The 16,353-nt window shown below is 68.7% G+C and carries 17 protein-coding genes; 8 read left to right on the top strand and 9 right to left on the bottom strand.

Annotated features, from left to right (window positions below; genetic code table 11):
• Positions 1-4 precede the first annotated feature (4 nt).
• The 7 genes from C5O27_RS16775 to C5O27_RS16745 form a co-directional block, all read right to left on the bottom strand.
• The gene (locus tag C5O27_RS16775; RefSeq protein ID WP_127963195.1) at positions 5-895 is read right to left on the bottom strand and encodes a 3-methyladenine DNA glycosylase; all 891 of its coding nucleotides are present in this window, start codon (positions 893-895) and stop codon (positions 5-7) included.
• The gene (locus C5O27_RS16770; protein ID WP_006360912.1) at positions 892-1,965 is read right to left on the bottom strand and encodes a hemolysin family protein; all 1,074 of its coding nucleotides are present in this window, start codon (positions 1,963-1,965) and stop codon (positions 892-894) included. Before C5O27_RS16770 ends, C5O27_RS16775 begins: the two co-directional genes overlap by 4 nt.
• The gene (locus C5O27_RS16765; RefSeq protein ID WP_127963194.1) at positions 1,958-3,379 is read right to left on the bottom strand and encodes a hemolysin family protein; all 1,422 of its coding nucleotides are present in this window, start codon (positions 3,377-3,379) and stop codon (positions 1,958-1,960) included. Before C5O27_RS16765 ends, C5O27_RS16770 begins: the two co-directional genes overlap by 8 nt.
• Position 3,380: 1 nt before the next feature.
• A complete protein-coding gene (guaB1, locus tag C5O27_RS16760) occupies positions 3,381-4,814 on the bottom strand; it encodes a GMP reductase (protein WP_127963193.1) in 1,434 nt (477 codons plus the stop codon).
• Between the two features lie 16 nt (positions 4,815-4,830).
• Entirely contained in the window at positions 4,831-6,288 is a 1,458-nt protein-coding gene (gndA, locus tag C5O27_RS16755) for an NADP-dependent phosphogluconate dehydrogenase (RefSeq protein WP_006360915.1), read from the bottom strand.
• A gap of 96 nt (positions 6,289-6,384) precedes the next feature.
• On the bottom strand, positions 6,385-7,335 hold the full coding sequence (locus C5O27_RS16750) for a M56 family metallopeptidase (protein ID WP_127963192.1): 951 nt from the start codon (positions 7,333-7,335) through the stop codon (positions 6,385-6,387).
• Positions 7,336-7,382: 47 nt separating this feature from the next.
• On the bottom strand, positions 7,383-7,781 hold the full coding sequence (locus C5O27_RS16745) for a BlaI/MecI/CopY family transcriptional regulator (RefSeq protein WP_006360917.1): 399 nt from the start codon (positions 7,779-7,781) through the stop codon (positions 7,383-7,385).
• 320 nt (positions 7,782-8,101) lie between these two features.
• Between C5O27_RS16745 and C5O27_RS16740 the strand changes: the two genes are divergently transcribed.
• From C5O27_RS16740 to C5O27_RS16710, 7 genes are all read left to right on the top strand, one after another.
• On the top strand, positions 8,102-8,524 hold the full coding sequence (locus C5O27_RS16740) for a PaaI family thioesterase (protein WP_006360918.1): 423 nt from the start codon (positions 8,102-8,104) through the stop codon (positions 8,522-8,524).
• Positions 8,525-8,709: 185 nt separating this feature from the next.
• Positions 8,710-9,012 (top strand): urease subunit gamma, encoded by a 303-nt coding sequence (locus C5O27_RS16735; RefSeq protein ID WP_006360919.1) that lies wholly within the window; start codon positions 8,710-8,712, stop codon positions 9,010-9,012.
• Between the two features lie 45 nt (positions 9,013-9,057).
• The gene (locus C5O27_RS16730) at positions 9,058-9,447 is read left to right on the top strand and encodes an urease subunit beta (RefSeq protein ID WP_127963191.1); all 390 of its coding nucleotides are present in this window, start codon (positions 9,058-9,060) and stop codon (positions 9,445-9,447) included.
• 1 nt (position 9,448) lies between these two features.
• On the top strand, positions 9,449-11,167 hold the full coding sequence (locus C5O27_RS16725) for an urease subunit alpha (RefSeq protein WP_127963190.1): 1,719 nt from the start codon (positions 9,449-9,451) through the stop codon (positions 11,165-11,167).
• Complete coding sequence (locus C5O27_RS16720; RefSeq protein WP_035752290.1) at positions 11,167-11,841, top strand: urease accessory protein UreF; 675 nt, start codon at positions 11,167-11,169, stop codon at positions 11,839-11,841. The genes C5O27_RS16725 and C5O27_RS16720 overlap by 1 nt, the downstream gene beginning before the upstream one ends.
• Before the next feature lie 48 nt (positions 11,842-11,889).
• The gene (gene ureG, locus C5O27_RS16715; RefSeq protein WP_006360923.1) at positions 11,890-12,576 is read left to right on the top strand and encodes an urease accessory protein UreG; all 687 of its coding nucleotides are present in this window, start codon (positions 11,890-11,892) and stop codon (positions 12,574-12,576) included.
• 2 nt (positions 12,577-12,578) lie between these two features.
• Complete coding sequence (locus C5O27_RS16710) at positions 12,579-13,322, top strand: urease accessory protein UreD (RefSeq protein ID WP_035752291.1); 744 nt, start codon at positions 12,579-12,581, stop codon at positions 13,320-13,322.
• Positions 13,323-13,358: 36 nt separating this feature from the next.
• On the opposite strand, the gene C5O27_RS16705 is transcribed toward C5O27_RS16710, so the two are convergent.
• Together C5O27_RS16705 and C5O27_RS16700 are read right to left on the bottom strand one after the other, a co-directional pair.
• Positions 13,359-14,882: an NAD(P)/FAD-dependent oxidoreductase gene (locus tag C5O27_RS16705; RefSeq protein WP_006360925.1), complete on the bottom strand. Its 1,524-nt coding sequence runs from the start codon at positions 14,880-14,882 to the stop codon at positions 13,359-13,361.
• Between the two features lie 216 nt (positions 14,883-15,098).
• Positions 15,099-15,707, bottom strand: a complete 609-nt coding sequence (locus tag C5O27_RS16700) for a GNAT family N-acetyltransferase (protein WP_127963189.1) — start codon at positions 15,705-15,707, stop codon at positions 15,099-15,101.
• A 167-nt stretch (positions 15,708-15,874) separates the two neighbouring features.
• Here C5O27_RS16700 and C5O27_RS16695 point away from each other — a divergent pair, with 167 nt between their 5' ends.
• Positions 15,875-16,351: an acyl-CoA thioesterase gene (locus C5O27_RS16695; protein WP_127963188.1), complete on the top strand. Its 477-nt coding sequence runs from the start codon at positions 15,875-15,877 to the stop codon at positions 16,349-16,351.
• The last annotated feature ends 2 nt before the right edge of the window (positions 16,352-16,353 follow it).

The raw sequence follows: 16,353 nt of genomic DNA, 5'->3' as shown, positions 1-16,353 counted from the left end.
CTGTTTAGGCGTGGCGAGCGATCTCGGCCAGGTGCGTACACCGTCCCAACACCTCCGCGCGGAGTTGTGTTCCGGCGTCGGCGATGGCCGATTGTTCCCGGACGTATTCGGCTCGTCCGGCGGGGGTCTCGATCGGGACCGGCTCATATCCCAGGTGGCGCAGGTCGTACGGACTCGCACGCATGTCGAGGTCACGAGCGCGCAGCGCCAGTTCGAAGCAGTCGACGGTGAGGTCGGCGGGCAACAGCGGCGCCAGGGTGAAGCAGTACCGGTAGAGGTCCATGGTCGCGTGCAGGCACCCCGGCTGTTCGTGGTCGATCTGCGACGCACGGTTCAGCTCGTTCTCGTTGCGCGGCCGCGCCGGCTCGGTGAAGAAGCGGTACGCGTCGAAGTGCGTGCAGCGCAACGGCATCTGTTCGACGACCCGGTCGGTGCCGGCGGCACCCAGACGCAAGGGGATGTCGTGCCGGGTCTCGTCGGTGCGGTAGACCATGGCCCACTCGTGGAGCCCGAAGCAGCCCAGCCGGGCCGGACGCGCGGCGGTGGCGTCGAGCAGATCCACCGTGGCCTGCAGTGCGTCGCGGCGGCGTCGGACGTAGTCGATGCCCACGTGCACACCGGAGTCGGCACGTTCGTAGCCGCGCAGGGGCAGGAACTCGTCGGCGTCCTCGAGACGCACGCCGAAGCCCGGATGCCAGCGCAGCACATGGGACGGCCGCGACGAGTAGTAGGTGAACAGGAAGTCGACGACGGGATGCTTGCCGCCCTTGCGGCGCGCCTCCAGGTACGGACCGATGAGCGCGTCGACGCGTCCCTGATGCTCGTCGCGCCGGGCCCGCCACTCGCGGCCCGTCAACACGGTCTGCTCTTCCACGTGCGCGGTCACGGTCGTCACACCCGGTGGGTCTCGTCCCGGACGTTGCCGACGAACTCCTCGACGAGGTCGGCGAGCGGGACGATGCCGATCGTGCGGCCGTTGTCGTCAACGACGGCGCCCAGGTGCGAGCTGGTGCGGCGCAGCACGGTGGTCGCCTCGTCGAGGGGTGTGTTGGACGCGATGACCGGCAGCGGGCGGATCTTGTCGACACCGATGATGGTGTCCGGGCCGATGTGCTCGTCGAGGATCTCGTCGAGGACGTCCTTCAGATGCAGGTAACCGGTGAACGTGCCGTCGGATCCGCGGACCGGGAAGCGGGAGAACCCGGTCTCGCTGACGGCCTTCTCGACCGCGCCGAGCGTCGGGCCGATCCCGCCGGTCGCCGACACCTGGACCTTGACGCTGCGCATCTTCTCGAGGGGGATCATCACCTCGGCGACGGTGCGGCCGATGGACTGCAGAGCGCGGGTGAGGCGCTCGTGTTCCTCGGCATCGATGAGACCTTCCTGCTTGGACTCGCCGAGCATCTGCGCCAGCTCGCCCAGCGACACCGTGGACTCGAGTTCGTCCTTCGGTTCCACGCGCATCAGGCGCAGCGAGATGTTGGCGAGCCAGTTGTAGAAGGAGATGAGCGGACGCACCAGGCGGATGAACATCAGGTGCACCGGGACCAGCAGCATCGCCGCCGACTCGGGTCCCGCGAGGGCGATGTTCTTCGGCACCATCTCACCCAGCAGGATGTGCAGCACCACCACCAGCGACAACGCGATGGCGAACGAGATCGGGTGCAGCAGCGCGTGCGGCACGTGCGCGAGTTCCAGCGGTTTCTCGATGAGGTGCGCGACCGCGGGTTCGCCGACGCGGCCGAGCAGGATCGAACAGATCGTGATGCCCAGCTGGGCGCCGGCCAGCATCAGCGACAGGTTCTCACCGGCCTTGATGACGGTTCGTGCACGACTCTTGCCGCTCTCGGCCAACGCCTCGAGCCGGTCGCGGCGCGCCGAGATCAGCGAGAACTCGGCGCCGACGAAGAAGGCGTTGCCGCCCAGCAGTGCGAAGGCGAGGACGACAGCCCAGAGGTCACCCATCTCCGGCCTCCGTGTCTCGTGGCTCGTCGCCGAGGGAGTCGCCGGCGGGGGCCGGTCGCAATGCGACGACGTCGATGCGTCGGCCGTCCATCTGGGCGACGGTGGCCCGCCAGGTGATGTCGTCGCGGGCTTCGGGCATCTCGGGGGATTCGTCGTCGCCGTCGCCGACCGGGGAGCGGCGGGGCAGGTCGACGACGTCGTCGACCGTGGGAATGCGTCCGAGGCAGTACATGATCAGGCCGCCGAGCGTGTCGTACGGACCGTCGGGGGCGTGATAGCCGGTCGCGTCGTAGAGCTCGTCGATGCGCAGCAGCCCCGCACAGAGATAGCCGTTGCCGTCGATCGCGACGTCGGCGCGCTCGTCGTCGTGTTCGTCGGTGACGTCGCCGAGGATCTCCTCGATGAGGTCCTCGGTGGTGACGATGCCCGCGGTCCCGCCGTATTCGTCGATGACGACGCACAGCTCCATGCCGTCGGCGCGGATGCGTTGCATCAGAGCGTCGCCGTCGAGGCTGGCGGGGACGCGCGGCACGCTGCGTGCGATCGAGGTGACGCGCGTGGTGGCCTGACGCTCGGGCGGGATGGTGAACGCCTGCTTGATGTGGACCACGCCGACGAGGTCGTCGAGGTCACCGTCGACGACGACGGGGAAACGCGAGTGCCCGGTGCGCGACGACGCCATCACGAGATCGCGGACGGTGTCCTCGCGGTCGAGGGTGTCGATGGTGACTCGCGGCGTCATCAGATCCTCGGCGGTCAGCTCACCGAAGCGCAGCGAACGGTCCACCAGCGTGGCGGTCTGCTCGTCGAGCGCGCCGCGCCGGGCCGAGTTGCGGACCAGCGACACGAGTTCCTGCGGTGAGCGGGCCGAGGCGAGCTCGTCGGTCGGTTCGATGCCCAACCGGCGGACGATCCAGTTCGCGGTGCCGTTGAGTCCGTTGATCGCCCAGCGGAAGACCGCGGAGAACGCCGTCATCGGACCCGATGTGGCACGGGCGACGGCCAGCGACTTGGCGATCGCGAGATTCTTCGGGATCAGCTCACCCAGGACCATCGACAGCGACGTGGCGATGACGAGAGCGAGGATCAGCGACGTCGCCGAGGCGACCGAGGGACTCACCCCGGCCGCTTCCAGCGGCGGCTTGATGATGCGGGCGAGGACGGGTTCGGCGATGTAGCCGGTGATCAGCGTGGTGATCGTGATGCCGAGCTGGGCGCCGGACAACTGGAACGACAGCGTCGAATGCGCGCGCTGCACCAGCCGTGCGCGCCGGTCCCCGCGCTTGGCCACGTCCGCCGAGATCGTCGAGCGTTCCAAGGCGGTCAACGAGAACTCGGCAGCGACGAACAGCGCCGTGCCCAGCGTGAGGGCGATGAAGCCGATCAGGCTGGCGACGAGAAGCAGGATCTCCACGTCACCACCCGCCCGGCAGGGGACGCCCTTCGGCGAAACCGGCGGGCGACTGGACTCCGAGGACGACCTTGTCGTGCAGTTCCCGCAGGTTCCTGGCCCCCGTATAGGTTGCGGTGCTGCGAATCCCGGAACAGATGTGGTCGATGAGGTCCTCGACGCCGGGACGATCGGGATCGAGCCGGATCCGGGACGACGAGATGCCCTCCTCGAAGAGACTCTTGCGGGCACGGTCGTACGGGCTGTCGCCGGTCGACCGCGCGGCCACCGCCCGCTTCGACGCCATACCGAAACTCACCTTGTACGGGCCCTGCTCGTCCTCGAGGAGATCGCCGGGTGATTCGTGGGTGCCCGCGAACCACGAGCCCACCATCACGTTCGACGCACCGGCCGCCAGCGCCAGGGCGATGTCGCGCGGATGACGGACACCGCCGTCGGCCCACACCGACGCACCGTGACTCGCTGCGACCCCGGCACATTCGGCCACCGCGGAGAACTGCGGCCGACCCACGCCGGTCATCATCCGGGTGGTGCACATCGCGCCCGGGCCGACGCCGACCTTGATGATCGACGCGCCGGCGGCGATGAGGTCGAGGGTGCCCTCCGCGGAGACCACGTTGCCCGCCGCGATCGGGACACCGAGTCCCGCATCGGCGACCGACTTCAGTGCGGTCAGCATCTTCTCCTGATGCCCGTGCGCGGTGTCCATGACGAGCACATCGGCACCGGCCGCGACGAGCGCGCGGGCCTTGCCGACCACGTCGCCGTTGATCCCGACGGCCGCGGCGATCCGCAGCTTGCCGGACGCGTCGACGTTCGGTTCGTAGATCGCGTGGCGCAGCGCGCCCACGCGGTTCAGGAGACCCGCCAGCTTGCCGTCGGCGTCGACGAGCACGGCGACGCCGAGGTGGAGGTCGCCGAGCGCGTCGAACACCTCGCGGGGCGGGGTGTCGACGGGCAGGGTGACGATGTCGGGGTCGAGGACCTCGCGGACCCGGGCGAAGCGGTCGACGTCGCGGCACCGCTTCTCGGTGACGACACCCACCGGGCGTCCGTCCTCGACGACGACCGCGACGCCGTGGGATCGCTTGGGGATCAACGCGACCGCATCGGACACCGAATCCGACGGGGTGAGCGTGACCGGGGTGTCGGCCACGAGGTGGCGCGATTTCACGAACGCGATCGACGACGCGACGGCCTCGATGGGAAGATCCTGCGGGAGGACCACGAGTCCGCCGCGGCGCGCGACCGTCTCGGCCATGCGCTTGCCCGCGACCGCCGTCATGTTCGCCACGACGATCGGGATGGTGGTCCCGCTGCCGTCCGAGGTCGACAGGTCGACATCGAATCGCGAACTGACATCAGACCTGTTGGGGACGATGAAGACATCGTCGTAGGTCAGGTCGTGGGTCGGCCGATGGCCTTCGATGAATCGCACCGGTTCTCGCAGGCTCCTATTCGGTCACTTCCGAGCGGTCGCCGCTCCACAGCGTGTGGAAGGTGCCTTCCTTGTCCACGCGCTTGTAGGTGTGGGCGCCGAAGAAGTCGCGCAGGCCCTGGGTGAGGGCGGCCGGCAGGCGCTCGGCGCGCAGGGCGTCGTAGTACGACAGCGACGAGGCGAAGGCCGGCACCGGGATGCCGAGCAGGGTGGCGGTGGCGACGACGCGGCGCCAGCTGTCGATGCCGACCTCGACCGCTTCGCGGAAGTAGGGGGCGAGGAGCAGGCTGGGCAGCTCGGGATCGTCGGCGTAGGCCTCGCGGATGCGGTTGAGGAACTGCGCGCGGATGATGCAGCCGCCGCGCCAGATGGTGGCCAGCGATCCGCGGTCGACGTTCCAACCGTATTCGGCGCTGCCGGCGGCGATCTGGTCGAAGCCCTGGGCGTAGGCGACGACCTTGGAGGCATACAGCGCGGTCTTGATGTCGGCGATGAACTGCGCCTTGTCGGTGGGCGCGTCCCCGAGGTTGCCCGACGACAGGCCGCGGGCGGCGACGCGCTGGTCGGTGGCGCTGGACAGGGCGCGGGCGAAGACGGCCTCGGCGATGCCGGTGGTCGGGATGCCCAGGTCGAGCGCGGACTTCACGGTCCAGCGGCCGGTGCCCTTCTGGCCGGCGGCGTCGACGATGACGTCGACGAGCGGCTTGCCGGTCTCGGCGTCGACCTGGCTGAGCACGTCGGCGGTGATCTCGATGAGGTAGCTCTCGAGTTCGGTCCCGTTCCACTCGCGGAAGACGTCGGCGATCTCGGCGACGGGCATGTCGAGGGCCTTGCGCATCAGGTCGTAGGCCTCGCCGATGAGCTGCATGTCGGCGTACTCGATGCCGTTGTGGACCATCTTGACGAAGTGGCCGCTGCCGTCGGGACCGATGTGGGTGCAGCAGGGTTCGCCGTCGACCTGGGCGGCGATCGACTCGAGCAGCGGGCCGAGTGATTTGTACGACTCGGCGGGTCCGCCGGGCATGATCGAGGGGCCGTTGAGGGCGCCTTCCTCACCACCGGAGATGCCGGCGCCGACGAAGTTCAGTCCACGCGCCGACATCGCCGCCTCGCGGCGGATGGTGTCGGTGTAGAGGGCGTTACCGCCGTCGATGATGATGTCGCCGGGCTCCATCGCGTCGGCGAGCTCGTTGATCACCGCGTCGGTGGCGTCGCCGGCCTTGACCATGATCAGCACGCGGCGCGGGCGCTCGAGTGCGGCGACGAACTCCGCGACCGTCTCGGTGCGGATGAAATTGCCGTCGCTGCCGTGGTTCTCGAGCAGTGCGTCGGTCTTGGCGATGCTGCGGTTGTGCAGCGCGACCGTGTACCCGTTGCGGGCGAAGTTACGCGCGATGTTCGAACCCATGACGGCCAGACCGGTGACGCCGATCTGAGCTTTCCCGGACGGTGACGATGCCTCGACGTTGTTCATGTCCGACAGCCTATTGCCTCACGATCCGATCCGGCGATCTGCCTCACCATTCGGGCCGCGCGCGGAAGGTGTTCAACCGGTCGGGGGTTGGCGGACTCAGAAAGCCGACATCAGGCGGTTGAGCTCGGTGAGCCAGGGGATCGCGACCGCGAGGGTCGGCAGCACCAGGATGACAGCGGCAGTCGCGTAGGCGCCGACCGCGATCCAGTGGGCGGGGCGGTCGTCGCGCAGGCGGTGGACGCGGGTGAGCGTGGTCGGCCCGCCGACCGCCATCGCACCGCGGGGGGCCACCGCGTCGGCGCAGGCGACGAGCGCGCGGCCGAGGGTCGTCGGTGCGGTGGCTCGGACGGCCTGGTCGTCGGCGAGCGCTTCGACGAGCAGTTCGGCGGCGCCGAGAGCGGACCTGGAACGGACGAACCGCGGGAAGGCCTCGTGCAGCGCGATGAAGGCCTCGAGCACGAGGTCGTGTCGGGCCCGTAGATGTGCGCGTTCGTGGGCGATGACGGCGATGAGCTCGTCGCGCGTCAGCCGGTGGACGACACCCTCGCTGACGACGACGCGCTGGCGCAGACCGGGGAGGCAGTAGGCGAGCGGCTGCTCGACGTCGATCATGCGGACGTCGCGGGCGTAGAGGGGGTCATCGGCGTCGGTCCGGTCGCAGCGATCGAGGATGTCGATCAGCTGGCGGTGGGCCTTGCGACGGGCGCGGGTGCGCAGTCCGACGCGGATGGTCGTGTAGAAGAGGCGGGCGCCGACCAGCAGGGTGAGGATGAAAACGCCCACGCAGGTCAGCCACAGGGGGAGGCCGAGGCGGTCGATCTCGCGGAGCGGATGCGTCGTCGGCGTGCCGTCGGCCCCGATCACCAGGAGGTTGGCGGCGATCGCCAGGCCACAGCTGAACGCCGACGACACGGCGGCGAGTGCGATGGCCTGCCACAGCGTCATCGCCGCGCGTGGCGCTCGGATCGGCCACTGCGCCCGAGATAATGCCTCGGGTACGGGTCCGGCGAGCACCAGGCTGACGATGCCGAAGAGCAGGGCGGTCATCCGGTGGGCTTCCTCAGGGGTGGGCTGTTGGGGGTTGTGCCGCGAATCTAACCGGTGTCGCGGGTTCCTCGTGCGGCTTCGAGTTCATCGAGAGCGTGGCGGAGCGCCGCGGCTTCGTCGGCACCGACCCGTCCGACGAACGAGACGAGGGCTGCGTGCCGCGATCCGGGCGCGTCGGCCTCGCTGAGTGCGTCGACCATCAGACTCGCGACCAGGTCCTCGCGGGGGTGGGTGGGGACGTACTTGTGTGCGCGGTCGTCGCGGATCTGTGTCACCAGGTTCTTCTTCGCGAGACGCTGCAGAACGGTCATGACCGTCGTGTAGGCGAGGGATCGATCCTGGGACAGTTCGGCATGCACCTGCCGGACGGTCTTCGGTTCGGAGCCCGCCCACAACGTGTCCATCACCGCGCGCTCGAGGTCGCCTAGCCCATTCATCTTTCGCATTTTACTGCTGTGCCTTCCGTTGTGCGCCCTCGGCTCACGTCTTCATCTGGTTGTCGCGTCCGCGGAGGCGATTTCGCCTTTCACGTGGCCTTACGCCCGAGCCCTTGACACGTTGGTAAGGCTAGCCTACATTAAGTGTCACGTCGGACCGCGCGAGAGTACTGAGGGCTGCAGAGACCCCCGGTTCACGTCACGGAGGGTCCCGCATCTCATCGAGGTGCGGGGCCTTCCGCTTTCACTGGACAGACAACGCCGGGGCCGGCATCGGTGTTCCCGGGTCGGTATCGCGAACGCCGGACGGCCGTGCCAATGTTGACGCCATGACTGCGAACAGTGCGGACGAGATCCTCCGGAACTCCTTCGGCAAGGGACTCGACGGCGTGCTCGGACTCGAGGTCGTCGAGGCGGGTCCGGATCGGATCGTCGCCACCATGGAGATCACCGAGAGTCACCATCAGCCGTTCGGGATCGTCCACGGCGGCGTCTACTGCGCGATCGGTGAGAGCGTGGCGAGCATGAGCGGATTCATCTGGCTGCAGGAGACCGGCATCGGCGGTCACGCGGTCGGCGTCAACAACAACACCGACTTCCTCAAGTCCGTCAGCGCCGGCACGGTCACCGCGACGTCGACGCCGATCCACCGCGGTCGGCGTCAGCAGCTGTGGGCCGTCGACATGGTTGATCAGGATGGCACGCTGCTCGCCAGGACCCAGGTGCGACTCCAGAACATCGAAGCCCGGTAACCGGTCGGAGTTCGTCTCGCGAATCCCGGTCCGAGTGGTCACGGTCTCACCGCCGGAGTACTGATCTCGCGATCACCGGCGAACCCGGTGGCCGTCGGCGAGCCGAGGCCTCCTCGGCGTGGCAGGATGTCTCCACTGCCATCAACGACGACCACCCGGTCGGCCATCTGCGAGGAGCGAACTCGGTGCGACTGTCGCCGCATGAACAAGAACGGCTGTTGATCTCGTATGCGGCCGAGCTCGCGCGACGGCGGCAGGCGCGCGGCCTGAAGCTCAATCACCCTGAGGCGGTCGCGCTCATCACCGATCACGTTCTGGAGGGCGCCCGCGACGGTAGGTCGGTGGCCGAGCTCATGACCTCCGGTCGTGAGGTGCTCGGACGCGACGACGTGATGGACGGCGTGCCCGAGATGCTGCACGACGTCCAGGTCGAGGCGACGTTCCCGGACGGCACCAAGCTGGTGACCGTCCACGACCCGATCGCTTGAACTCCGCTCCGCCAACCGATCTCCAGCTGTCGAAGAGAGGCCGAGATGTCGGCTACGCCACCCACTGCCACACGCTCCTCGCTCGTCCCGGGCGAGGTGATCCCCGCCGAGGGCACGATCGAGTTGAACGCCGGCGCGGACGTCGTCGAGTTGAGCGTCGTCAACTCCGGTGATCGCCCGGTGCAGGTCGGCAGCCACGTCCATTTCCCCCAGTCCAACGCCGCCCTCGACTTCGATCGCGCGCTCGCGCACGGACGGCGCCTCGACATCCCGGCCGGCACCGCCGTGCGGTTCGAGCCGGGGATCGAGATGACCGTCGGTCTCGTCCCGCTCGGGGGAACCCGTGAGGTGTACGGGATCTCGATGGATCCGCCGGGTGAATGCGGGCCGGTGGGCTCGCCGGCGCCCACGACCGACGCCGACGGGAGCAAGTGACATGGCGACACTCGGACGCGACCGCTACGCGCAGCTCTTCGGTCCGACGACCGGCGACCGGATCCGACTCGCCGACACCGATCTGCTCATCGAGGTCACCGACGACCTCTCGGGCGGACCCGGCCGTGCGGGCGAGGAGGCGGTCTTCGGCGGCGGCAAGGTGATCCGTGAGTCGATGGGCCAGAGCCGGGCGACCCGCGCCGACGGGGTGCCCGACACGATCATCACCGGCGTCGTCATTCTCGATCACTGGGGAATCATCAAGGCGGACCTGGGAATTCGCGGCGGACGCATCGTCGCGATGGGCAAGGCCGGCAACCCCGACACGATGGACGGCATCCACCCCGACCTCGTCATCGGACCGTCGACCGAGATCATCGCCGGCAACGGCAAGATCGTCACCGCCGGCGCCATCGACTGCCACGTGCACTTCATCTGCCCGCAGATCATGGACGAGGCACTCGGCAACGGCATCACGACGCTGATCGGCGGCGGTACCGGTCCGGCCGAGGGCAGCAAGGCGACCACCGTCACGCCGGGCGCCTGGCACCTCGCGTCGATCCTCGCCGCCACCGACCACTGGCCGATGAACATCGCCCTGCTGGGCAAGGGCAACACGGTCAGCGCCGCGGCCATGCACGAGCAGATCCGCGCGGGCGCCTCGGGTTTCAAGTTGCACGAGGACTGGGGGAGCACCCCCGCCGCGATCGACGCCTGCCTGCGGGTCGCCGACGAGACCGGGGTGCAGGTCGCACTCCACTCCGACACCCTGAACGAGGCGGGCTTCGTGGAGAGCACGCTCGGCGCGATCGCCGGCCGCAGCATCCACGCGTACCACACCGAAGGTGCCGGCGGCGGCCACGCGCCCGACATCATCACGGTCGCGGCATATCCCAATGTGCTTCCGTCGTCGACGAATCCGACGCGACCGCACACCGTGAACACCCTCGACGAACACCTCGACATGCTGATGGTGTGCCACCACCTCAACCCGACGGTCCCGGAGGACCTGGCCTTCGCGGAGAGCCGGATCCGGCCGTCGACCATCGCCGCCGAGGACCTGCTCCACGACCTCGGCGCGATCTCGATGATCGGCTCGGACTCGCAGGCGATGGGACGCATCGGCGAGGTGGTCCTGCGCACCTGGCAGACCGCACACGTCATGAAGCGCAAGCGCGGTGCGCTTCCCGGTGACGGTCGCGCCGACAACAACCGGGCCCGGCGGTACATCGCCAAGTACACGATCTGCCCGGCCGTCGCGCACGGCTTCGACGACGAGATCGGGTCAGTCGAGGTCGGCAAGCTGGCCGACCTGGTCCTCTGGGATCCGGCATTCTTCGGCGTCCGGCCCGATCTGGTGATCAAGGGCGGCGCGATCGCGTGGGCCGCGATGGGCGACGCGAACGCGTCGATCCCCACCCCGCAGCCGGTCCTGCCTCGCCCGATGTTCGGTGCCGCACCGAAAGTGGCGGCCGCGACATCGGTGAGTTTCGTCGCCCCCGGCGCGGACCCCGACCTCGCCGAACGGATCGGCGTCGATCGTCGTCTGGTCCCGGTCGAGAACACCCGAGGCGTCGGCAAGGCCGACATGGTGAACAACGACGCGTGCCCGACGATCGAGGTCGACCCCGACACGTTCACGGTGAAGGTCGACGGCGAGGTGTGGGATGCCGAACCGGTGTCCGAACTCCCGATGGCACAGCGGTATTTCCTGTTCTGATGTCCGACCGTCCGGAACCGCCGCCGTCCTCGCCCGCGCCCGCCCCGTTGGCGATGATGTTGTCGCTGGCCGACTCCCGGCTGCCGGTCGGCGGGCACGTGCACTCCGGTGGTGTCGAGCAGGCGATTGCCGACGGATTCATCCGTACGGCAGCCGATCTCGCCGACTTCCTGTACCGCCGCGTGACGACGAGCGGTCTCGTCGCGGCATCGGTCGCCGCCGCGGTCGCCGACGGCGTGATCGAAGTCGGCGCGGCGCAACGAGAGATGGACGCCCGCACCCCGTCGGCCGCGGCCCGGAAGGCCTCGCTCGCGCAGGGTCGCGGGATGGTCCGGCTCGCGCGCCGGATGTTCCCCGACCACGACTGGTCGGCGCATCGGCCGACGACACATCTGCCGGTGATCAGCGGATCGATCGGCGCGGCGTCGTCGCTGTCCGGATTCCACACCGCACTGGTCCTCGTGTACACGACGATGAGCGGGTCGGCGACCGCCGGCCAGCGCCTGCTCGCCCTGGACCCGGCGGATGTGTCGATCATGATCGCCGATCTCGGCGCCGAATGTGAACGCGTCGCGGCCGAGGCGGCGGTGGGCCTCGCCGAAACGTCGGACCCGGTCCTCGACATCTTCGCCGAACGTCATGAGCGGCAACCGATGCCGCTCTTCATGTCCTGAACAACCCGCAGGTACCTGACTTGTGGGTCCGACCAAGAGGAGTCAACGATGCCCCCGCATCTCATCGACGGGCAGCCCCACAGCCACGACCACGACCGGCCCCGCCGGAAGCGTGAACCCGGTGAGGCGCTGCGCATCGGCGTCGGCGGTCCCGTCGGGTCCGGCAAGACCGCCCTCGTCGCGGCACTCTGCCGCCAGCTGCGCGACGAGCTGTCGGTGGCCGTGCTGACCAACGACATCTACACCACCGAGGATGCGGACTTCCTCCGCCGCAACGCGGTTCTGCCCGACGAGCGGATCACCGCCGTGCAGACCGGCGGATGCCCGCACACCGCGATCCGCGACGACATCACCGCGAACCTCGATGCCATCGACGACCTCGTCGAGGCGAACCCGCCGCTCGACCTCATTCTGGTCGAGTCCGGTGGTGACAACCTCACCGCGACGTTCTCGACGGGCCTCATCGACGTCCAGATCTTCGTGATCGACGTGGCCGGCGGCGACAAGGTCCCGCGCAAGGGCGGTCCGGGCGTCACCTTCTCGGATCTGCTGGTGATCAACAAGACCGATCTCGCCGAGCGCGTCAACGCCGACCTCGGGGTCATGCGTCGCGATGCCGACAAGGTTCGCGAGGGGCGTCCGACGGCGATGATCTCGCTGACCGACGATCCGGCGGCGACCGATGTGCTGGCCTGGGTGCGCGAGCAGCTCGCCGCGCCCGTGACGGCCAGGTAGCGATGCGCACCGACGTCGAGATCGTTGCGACCGCCGACCGCGGTGTGCGGCACCGCGCGACGGGTGGTCTCGCCGTCCGGGTGACCTCACCCGGCCACGCCCAGCTGATCGGCACCGCGGCCACACCGCTGGGTGGTGACGAGATCGTGGTCCGCATTCGCGTGGAGCCCGGAGCGCATCTGAGCGTCGGCAGTGTCGCCGCCACGATCGCCCTGCCCGCACGAGACCACCTGGACTCCCGGGCGAGATGGGAGATCGAGGTGGGTGCGGGTGGCCGCCTGCGCCTCGATCCGCAACCGACCGTGGTCGCCGGCGGCGCGATCCACACCTCGGACATCGTCGCCGCCCTCGATCCGTCCGCGGTCCTCGATCTGTACGAACACGTCCAGATCGGCCGATCCGTGCAGATAGACGGGGCGACCACCACGGATCTCGACCGGATCGAGCGCGACCGCACCGGCGCCTGGACCGGAGGTCTACGGGTGGCGGTCGGCGGAGAGGTGTGGCTGGCACATCGCGTGGCGCTGGGCGCGTCGACACCGGCCGCCGCGATCGGCCATCGTGCGATGAGCAGTGTCTTCCGCTATCCGGACGATCGCGCCGAGGACGTGCACCCGAGCGAGTTCGCGGCCCGCCTACGGCTGGTCGGCGAAGCGACCCTCACCAGTGCGCTCGGCTCGTCGGTGACGGCCACTCGCCGCCTCACCGATGCCCTCGACGCAACAGCGCTGGTCCCCAGCGGATAGGGAACCAGCGCTGTTGCGGGTCTGCCGGTCTTGGCGTCAGCTGGCCGCTTCGGACTGCTTGCCCACAGCGTCCTTGCCTTCTGTCGGTACCGATCCCGAGGCGTCGGTGGCCTTCGAGTCGACCGTTCCGGAGTCGGTCTCGGCGGCCTCGGCATCGGGTCCGCTGCCGTTGCCTTCTGCGGCCTGCTTCTCCAGCGCCGACAACTGTCCGATCGCGGTGCGCGCGTACACCTGCTGTTCGGTGACGGCGAGCTGTGAACGGCCTCGGGTGGTGAAGGCGAAGAACCAGTTGATCAGTGTGTTCAGTCGGTTGCGGAACCCGACGAGGTACACGAGGTGCAGCGCGAGCCAGCCGAGCCACGCGAAGTAGCCCTCGGTCTCGAAGGGCTTCTTGAAGCCCGGGACCGGAACCTGCATCACCGCGGAGTACCGCGAGATGGTGGCCATCGAACCCTTGTCCCAGTAGCTGAACGGCTTGCGCTGGTCCGGCGTCTGGCCCTTCAGCTCGGCCTTGATCGCGTCCGCGGCGTAGCGGCCGCCCTGGATGGCGCCCTGCGCGACACCGGGCACGCCGTCGACGGCCATCATGTCGCCGACGACGAAGACCTCGGGGTGACCCGGGATCGTCAGATCCGGTCCGACCTTCACGCGGCCGGCGCGGTCGAGTTCGACGCCGGACTGTTCGGCGAGCTGCTGGCCGAGCGGGCTGGCCTGCACACCGGCCGACCACACCTTGCACTGCGACTCGATGCGACGGGTGGTGCCGTCCTTCTCCTTGACGACTAAGCCGTCGTAGTCGACGTCGACGACCATCGCGTTGAGCTGGATCTCCACGCCCATCTTCTCCAGGCGGGCTGCGGCCTTGCCGCCGAGCTTCGGCCCGAACGGCGGCAGCACTGCCGGGGCGGCGTCGAGGAGGATGACCCGCGCCTCGGTCGGATCGATGTTGCGGAACGCGCCCTTGAGGGTCTTGTCGCTCATCTCGGCGATCTGGCCGGCGAGCTCGACACCGGTCGGTCCCGCACCGACGACCACGAAGGTGAGCAGCTTGGCGCGCTCGGCGGGGTCGTGGGACAGCTCGGCCTGCTCGAAGGCGCCGAGGATACGGCCGCGCAGTTCGAGGGCGTGGTCGATGGTCTTCATACCCGGCGCGTACTCGGCGAAGTGGTCGTTGCCGAAGTACGACTGATCGGCGCCGGCCGCGACGATCAGGTCGTCGTACGGCGTGACCGTGATGCGCTCGAGGAGTCGCGAGGAGACCGTCTTGGCCTCGAGGTCGATGTCGAAGACGTCGCCCATGAGTACCGAGGTGTTCTTCTGCTTGCGCAGGACGACGCGGGTCGCCGGGGCGATCTCACCCTCGGCGACGATGCCCGTCGCAACCTGGTAGAGCATCGGCTGGAAGAGATGGTGGGTGGTCTTGGCGATCAGCGTCACGTCGACGTCGGCCTTCGCCAGACGCTGGGCGGCGAACAATCCGCCGAAGCCGGAGCCGATGATGACCACTTTCCTGCGGTCGGTGGCCGCTACAGCGGGGGCCTGGACGGCGGGGCTGCTCATCTCCAGACATCTCCTTCTCGCTCGATGGGGGACGGTTTGTGCTTCGGTACCGTGTGGATTCGTGTCGTGACGTGGCCGAACCACGTGACGGGGATCGAGGCAAAACCGTACTTGCCCACAACGGTAGTCAATGATGCGCGACCGGGCGCGACCAGGACGGCGTGGCGCGACGCCCTGAGCGCGGTCACGGCCGTGCGGACGGTGTCGCCACAGGGGTCAGGCTGTCAGATCGCTGGCCGATGACCAGCGCAGAGATCGTCGCTGCCACTCGGTCTTGAGGATCTGGTACTCGACCTCGTACCGGTCGGGACCGAGATGGAGCGGATGCGTGTGCATGCCTGCTCCAACGGTTTCCTCGCCCACGTGGATTCCCGACAGCGTCATGCCGAGTTTCTCCATGACGCGCCGCGAGGGCATGTTGCCCGCGACGGTGCCGGCGAAGACGCGTTCGGTGTCGAGATGGTCGAAGGCGAATGCCATCAGGGCGAATGCGGCCTCGGTGGCCAGGCCGCGTCCCCAGACCGTCCGGCGGATGCGGTAGCTGAGTTCGAGTTCGGGGCGTCGGCTGTGACGCGGAGTACGCAGCGACGCCCAGCCGAGGAATGCGTCGGTGGCGGGATCGCAGAGCACCCAGGTGCCGGTCCCGTACATCCGGCGCTCGGACTCGGCCCGGGGCACCACCCAGTCCTCGATGACCGCCCGGGGGGTCGGGGTGCCGCCGCTGACGAAACGCATGACCTCGGGATCGCTGTCGAGGTGGACGAGGTCGTCGATGTCCATCGCAGACACCGGGCGCAGACGTGCCCGTGCCGTGTCGATGTTCACCCGAGGCCCCTCACTGCCCGACTTGAGCCCGCGAATCGCGCGGACGCACCGTGGCGGAGACGCGGGCGGCGACTGCCTGCCTGCGCATCTCTGCCGTTTCCCCGGAGGCGAGTCTACGGTCTCGACACGGTCGGTACCGCAGTACGCAGCGGGCGTGTCCCGCCGTTATGGTTGTTGCCGTGGCCTCTGAACGATCTGCACCGGACTATGTCCTCGAGATCCCCGTCCATCTCCGATGGGGCGACATGGACATCAACAATCACATCAACAACGTGCAGATCTCCCGCCTCTTCGAGGAGGCGCGTGTGCGTTCCTTCCACGAGTGGATTCCCGACGGGCCGCGGAAATTCTCCTTCCTCGTGGCACGCCAGGACATCGAGTTCTCCGCACCCGTCCACTACTCGACCCACCCCGTGACCGTGCGTTCGTGCATCGGGCGGGTCGGTCGATCGTCGTTCACGATGGCGCTGCGCCTGTTCGACAAGGAGGGCGTCCTCTGCGCGACGGCGGAGACGACGCTGGTGGTCGTCGACCCGGCGGTGGGCCGGCCGACGCCGATTCCGGATCAGCTGCGGGAGGTCCTCCTCAACAGCCTGGGCGAACCGGTGAAGTTCCATTCGGCACGCGCGAACACCGCCGGCTGACC

Source organism: Gordonia alkanivorans, assembly GCF_004011905.1.
GTDB classification, from domain to species: Bacteria; Actinomycetota; Actinomycetes; order Mycobacteriales; family Mycobacteriaceae; genus Gordonia; species Gordonia alkanivorans.
This window is presented reverse-complemented; position numbering and strand designations above follow the sequence as displayed.

What these genes read in the sequence shown, in the direction of transcription:
- C5O27_RS16770 (WP_006360912.1), bottom strand. Translation starts at nt 1,965, where the DNA reads ATGGGTGACCTCTGGGCTGTCGTCCTCGCCTTCGCACTGCTGGGCGGC.
- gndA (WP_006360915.1), bottom strand. Translation starts at nt 6,288, where the DNA reads ATGAACAACGTCGAGGCATCGTCACCGTCCGGGAAAGCTCAGATCGGC.
- C5O27_RS16750 (WP_127963192.1), bottom strand. Translation starts at nt 7,335, where the DNA reads ATGACCGCCCTGCTCTTCGGCATCGTCAGCCTGGTGCTCGCCGGACCC.
- C5O27_RS16745 (WP_006360917.1), bottom strand. Translation starts at nt 7,781, where the DNA reads ATGCGAAAGATGAATGGGCTAGGCGACCTCGAGCGCGCGGTGATGGAC.
- C5O27_RS16740 (WP_006360918.1), top strand. Translation starts at nt 8,102, where the DNA reads ATGACTGCGAACAGTGCGGACGAGATCCTCCGGAACTCCTTCGGCAAG.
- C5O27_RS16730 (WP_127963191.1), top strand. Translation starts at nt 9,058, where the DNA reads ATGTCGGCTACGCCACCCACTGCCACACGCTCCTCGCTCGTCCCGGGC.
- C5O27_RS16725 (WP_127963190.1), top strand. Translation starts at nt 9,449, where the DNA reads ATGGCGACACTCGGACGCGACCGCTACGCGCAGCTCTTCGGTCCGACG.
- C5O27_RS16720 (WP_035752290.1), top strand. Translation starts at nt 11,167, where the DNA reads ATGTCCGACCGTCCGGAACCGCCGCCGTCCTCGCCCGCGCCCGCCCCG.
- ureG (WP_006360923.1), top strand. Translation starts at nt 11,890, where the DNA reads ATGCCCCCGCATCTCATCGACGGGCAGCCCCACAGCCACGACCACGAC.
- C5O27_RS16710 (WP_035752291.1), top strand. Translation starts at nt 12,579, where the DNA reads ATGCGCACCGACGTCGAGATCGTTGCGACCGCCGACCGCGGTGTGCGG.
- C5O27_RS16705 (WP_006360925.1), bottom strand. Translation starts at nt 14,882, where the DNA reads ATGAGCAGCCCCGCCGTCCAGGCCCCCGCTGTAGCGGCCACCGACCGC.
- C5O27_RS16695 (WP_127963188.1), top strand. Translation starts at nt 15,875, where the DNA reads ATGGTTGTTGCCGTGGCCTCTGAACGATCTGCACCGGACTATGTCCTC.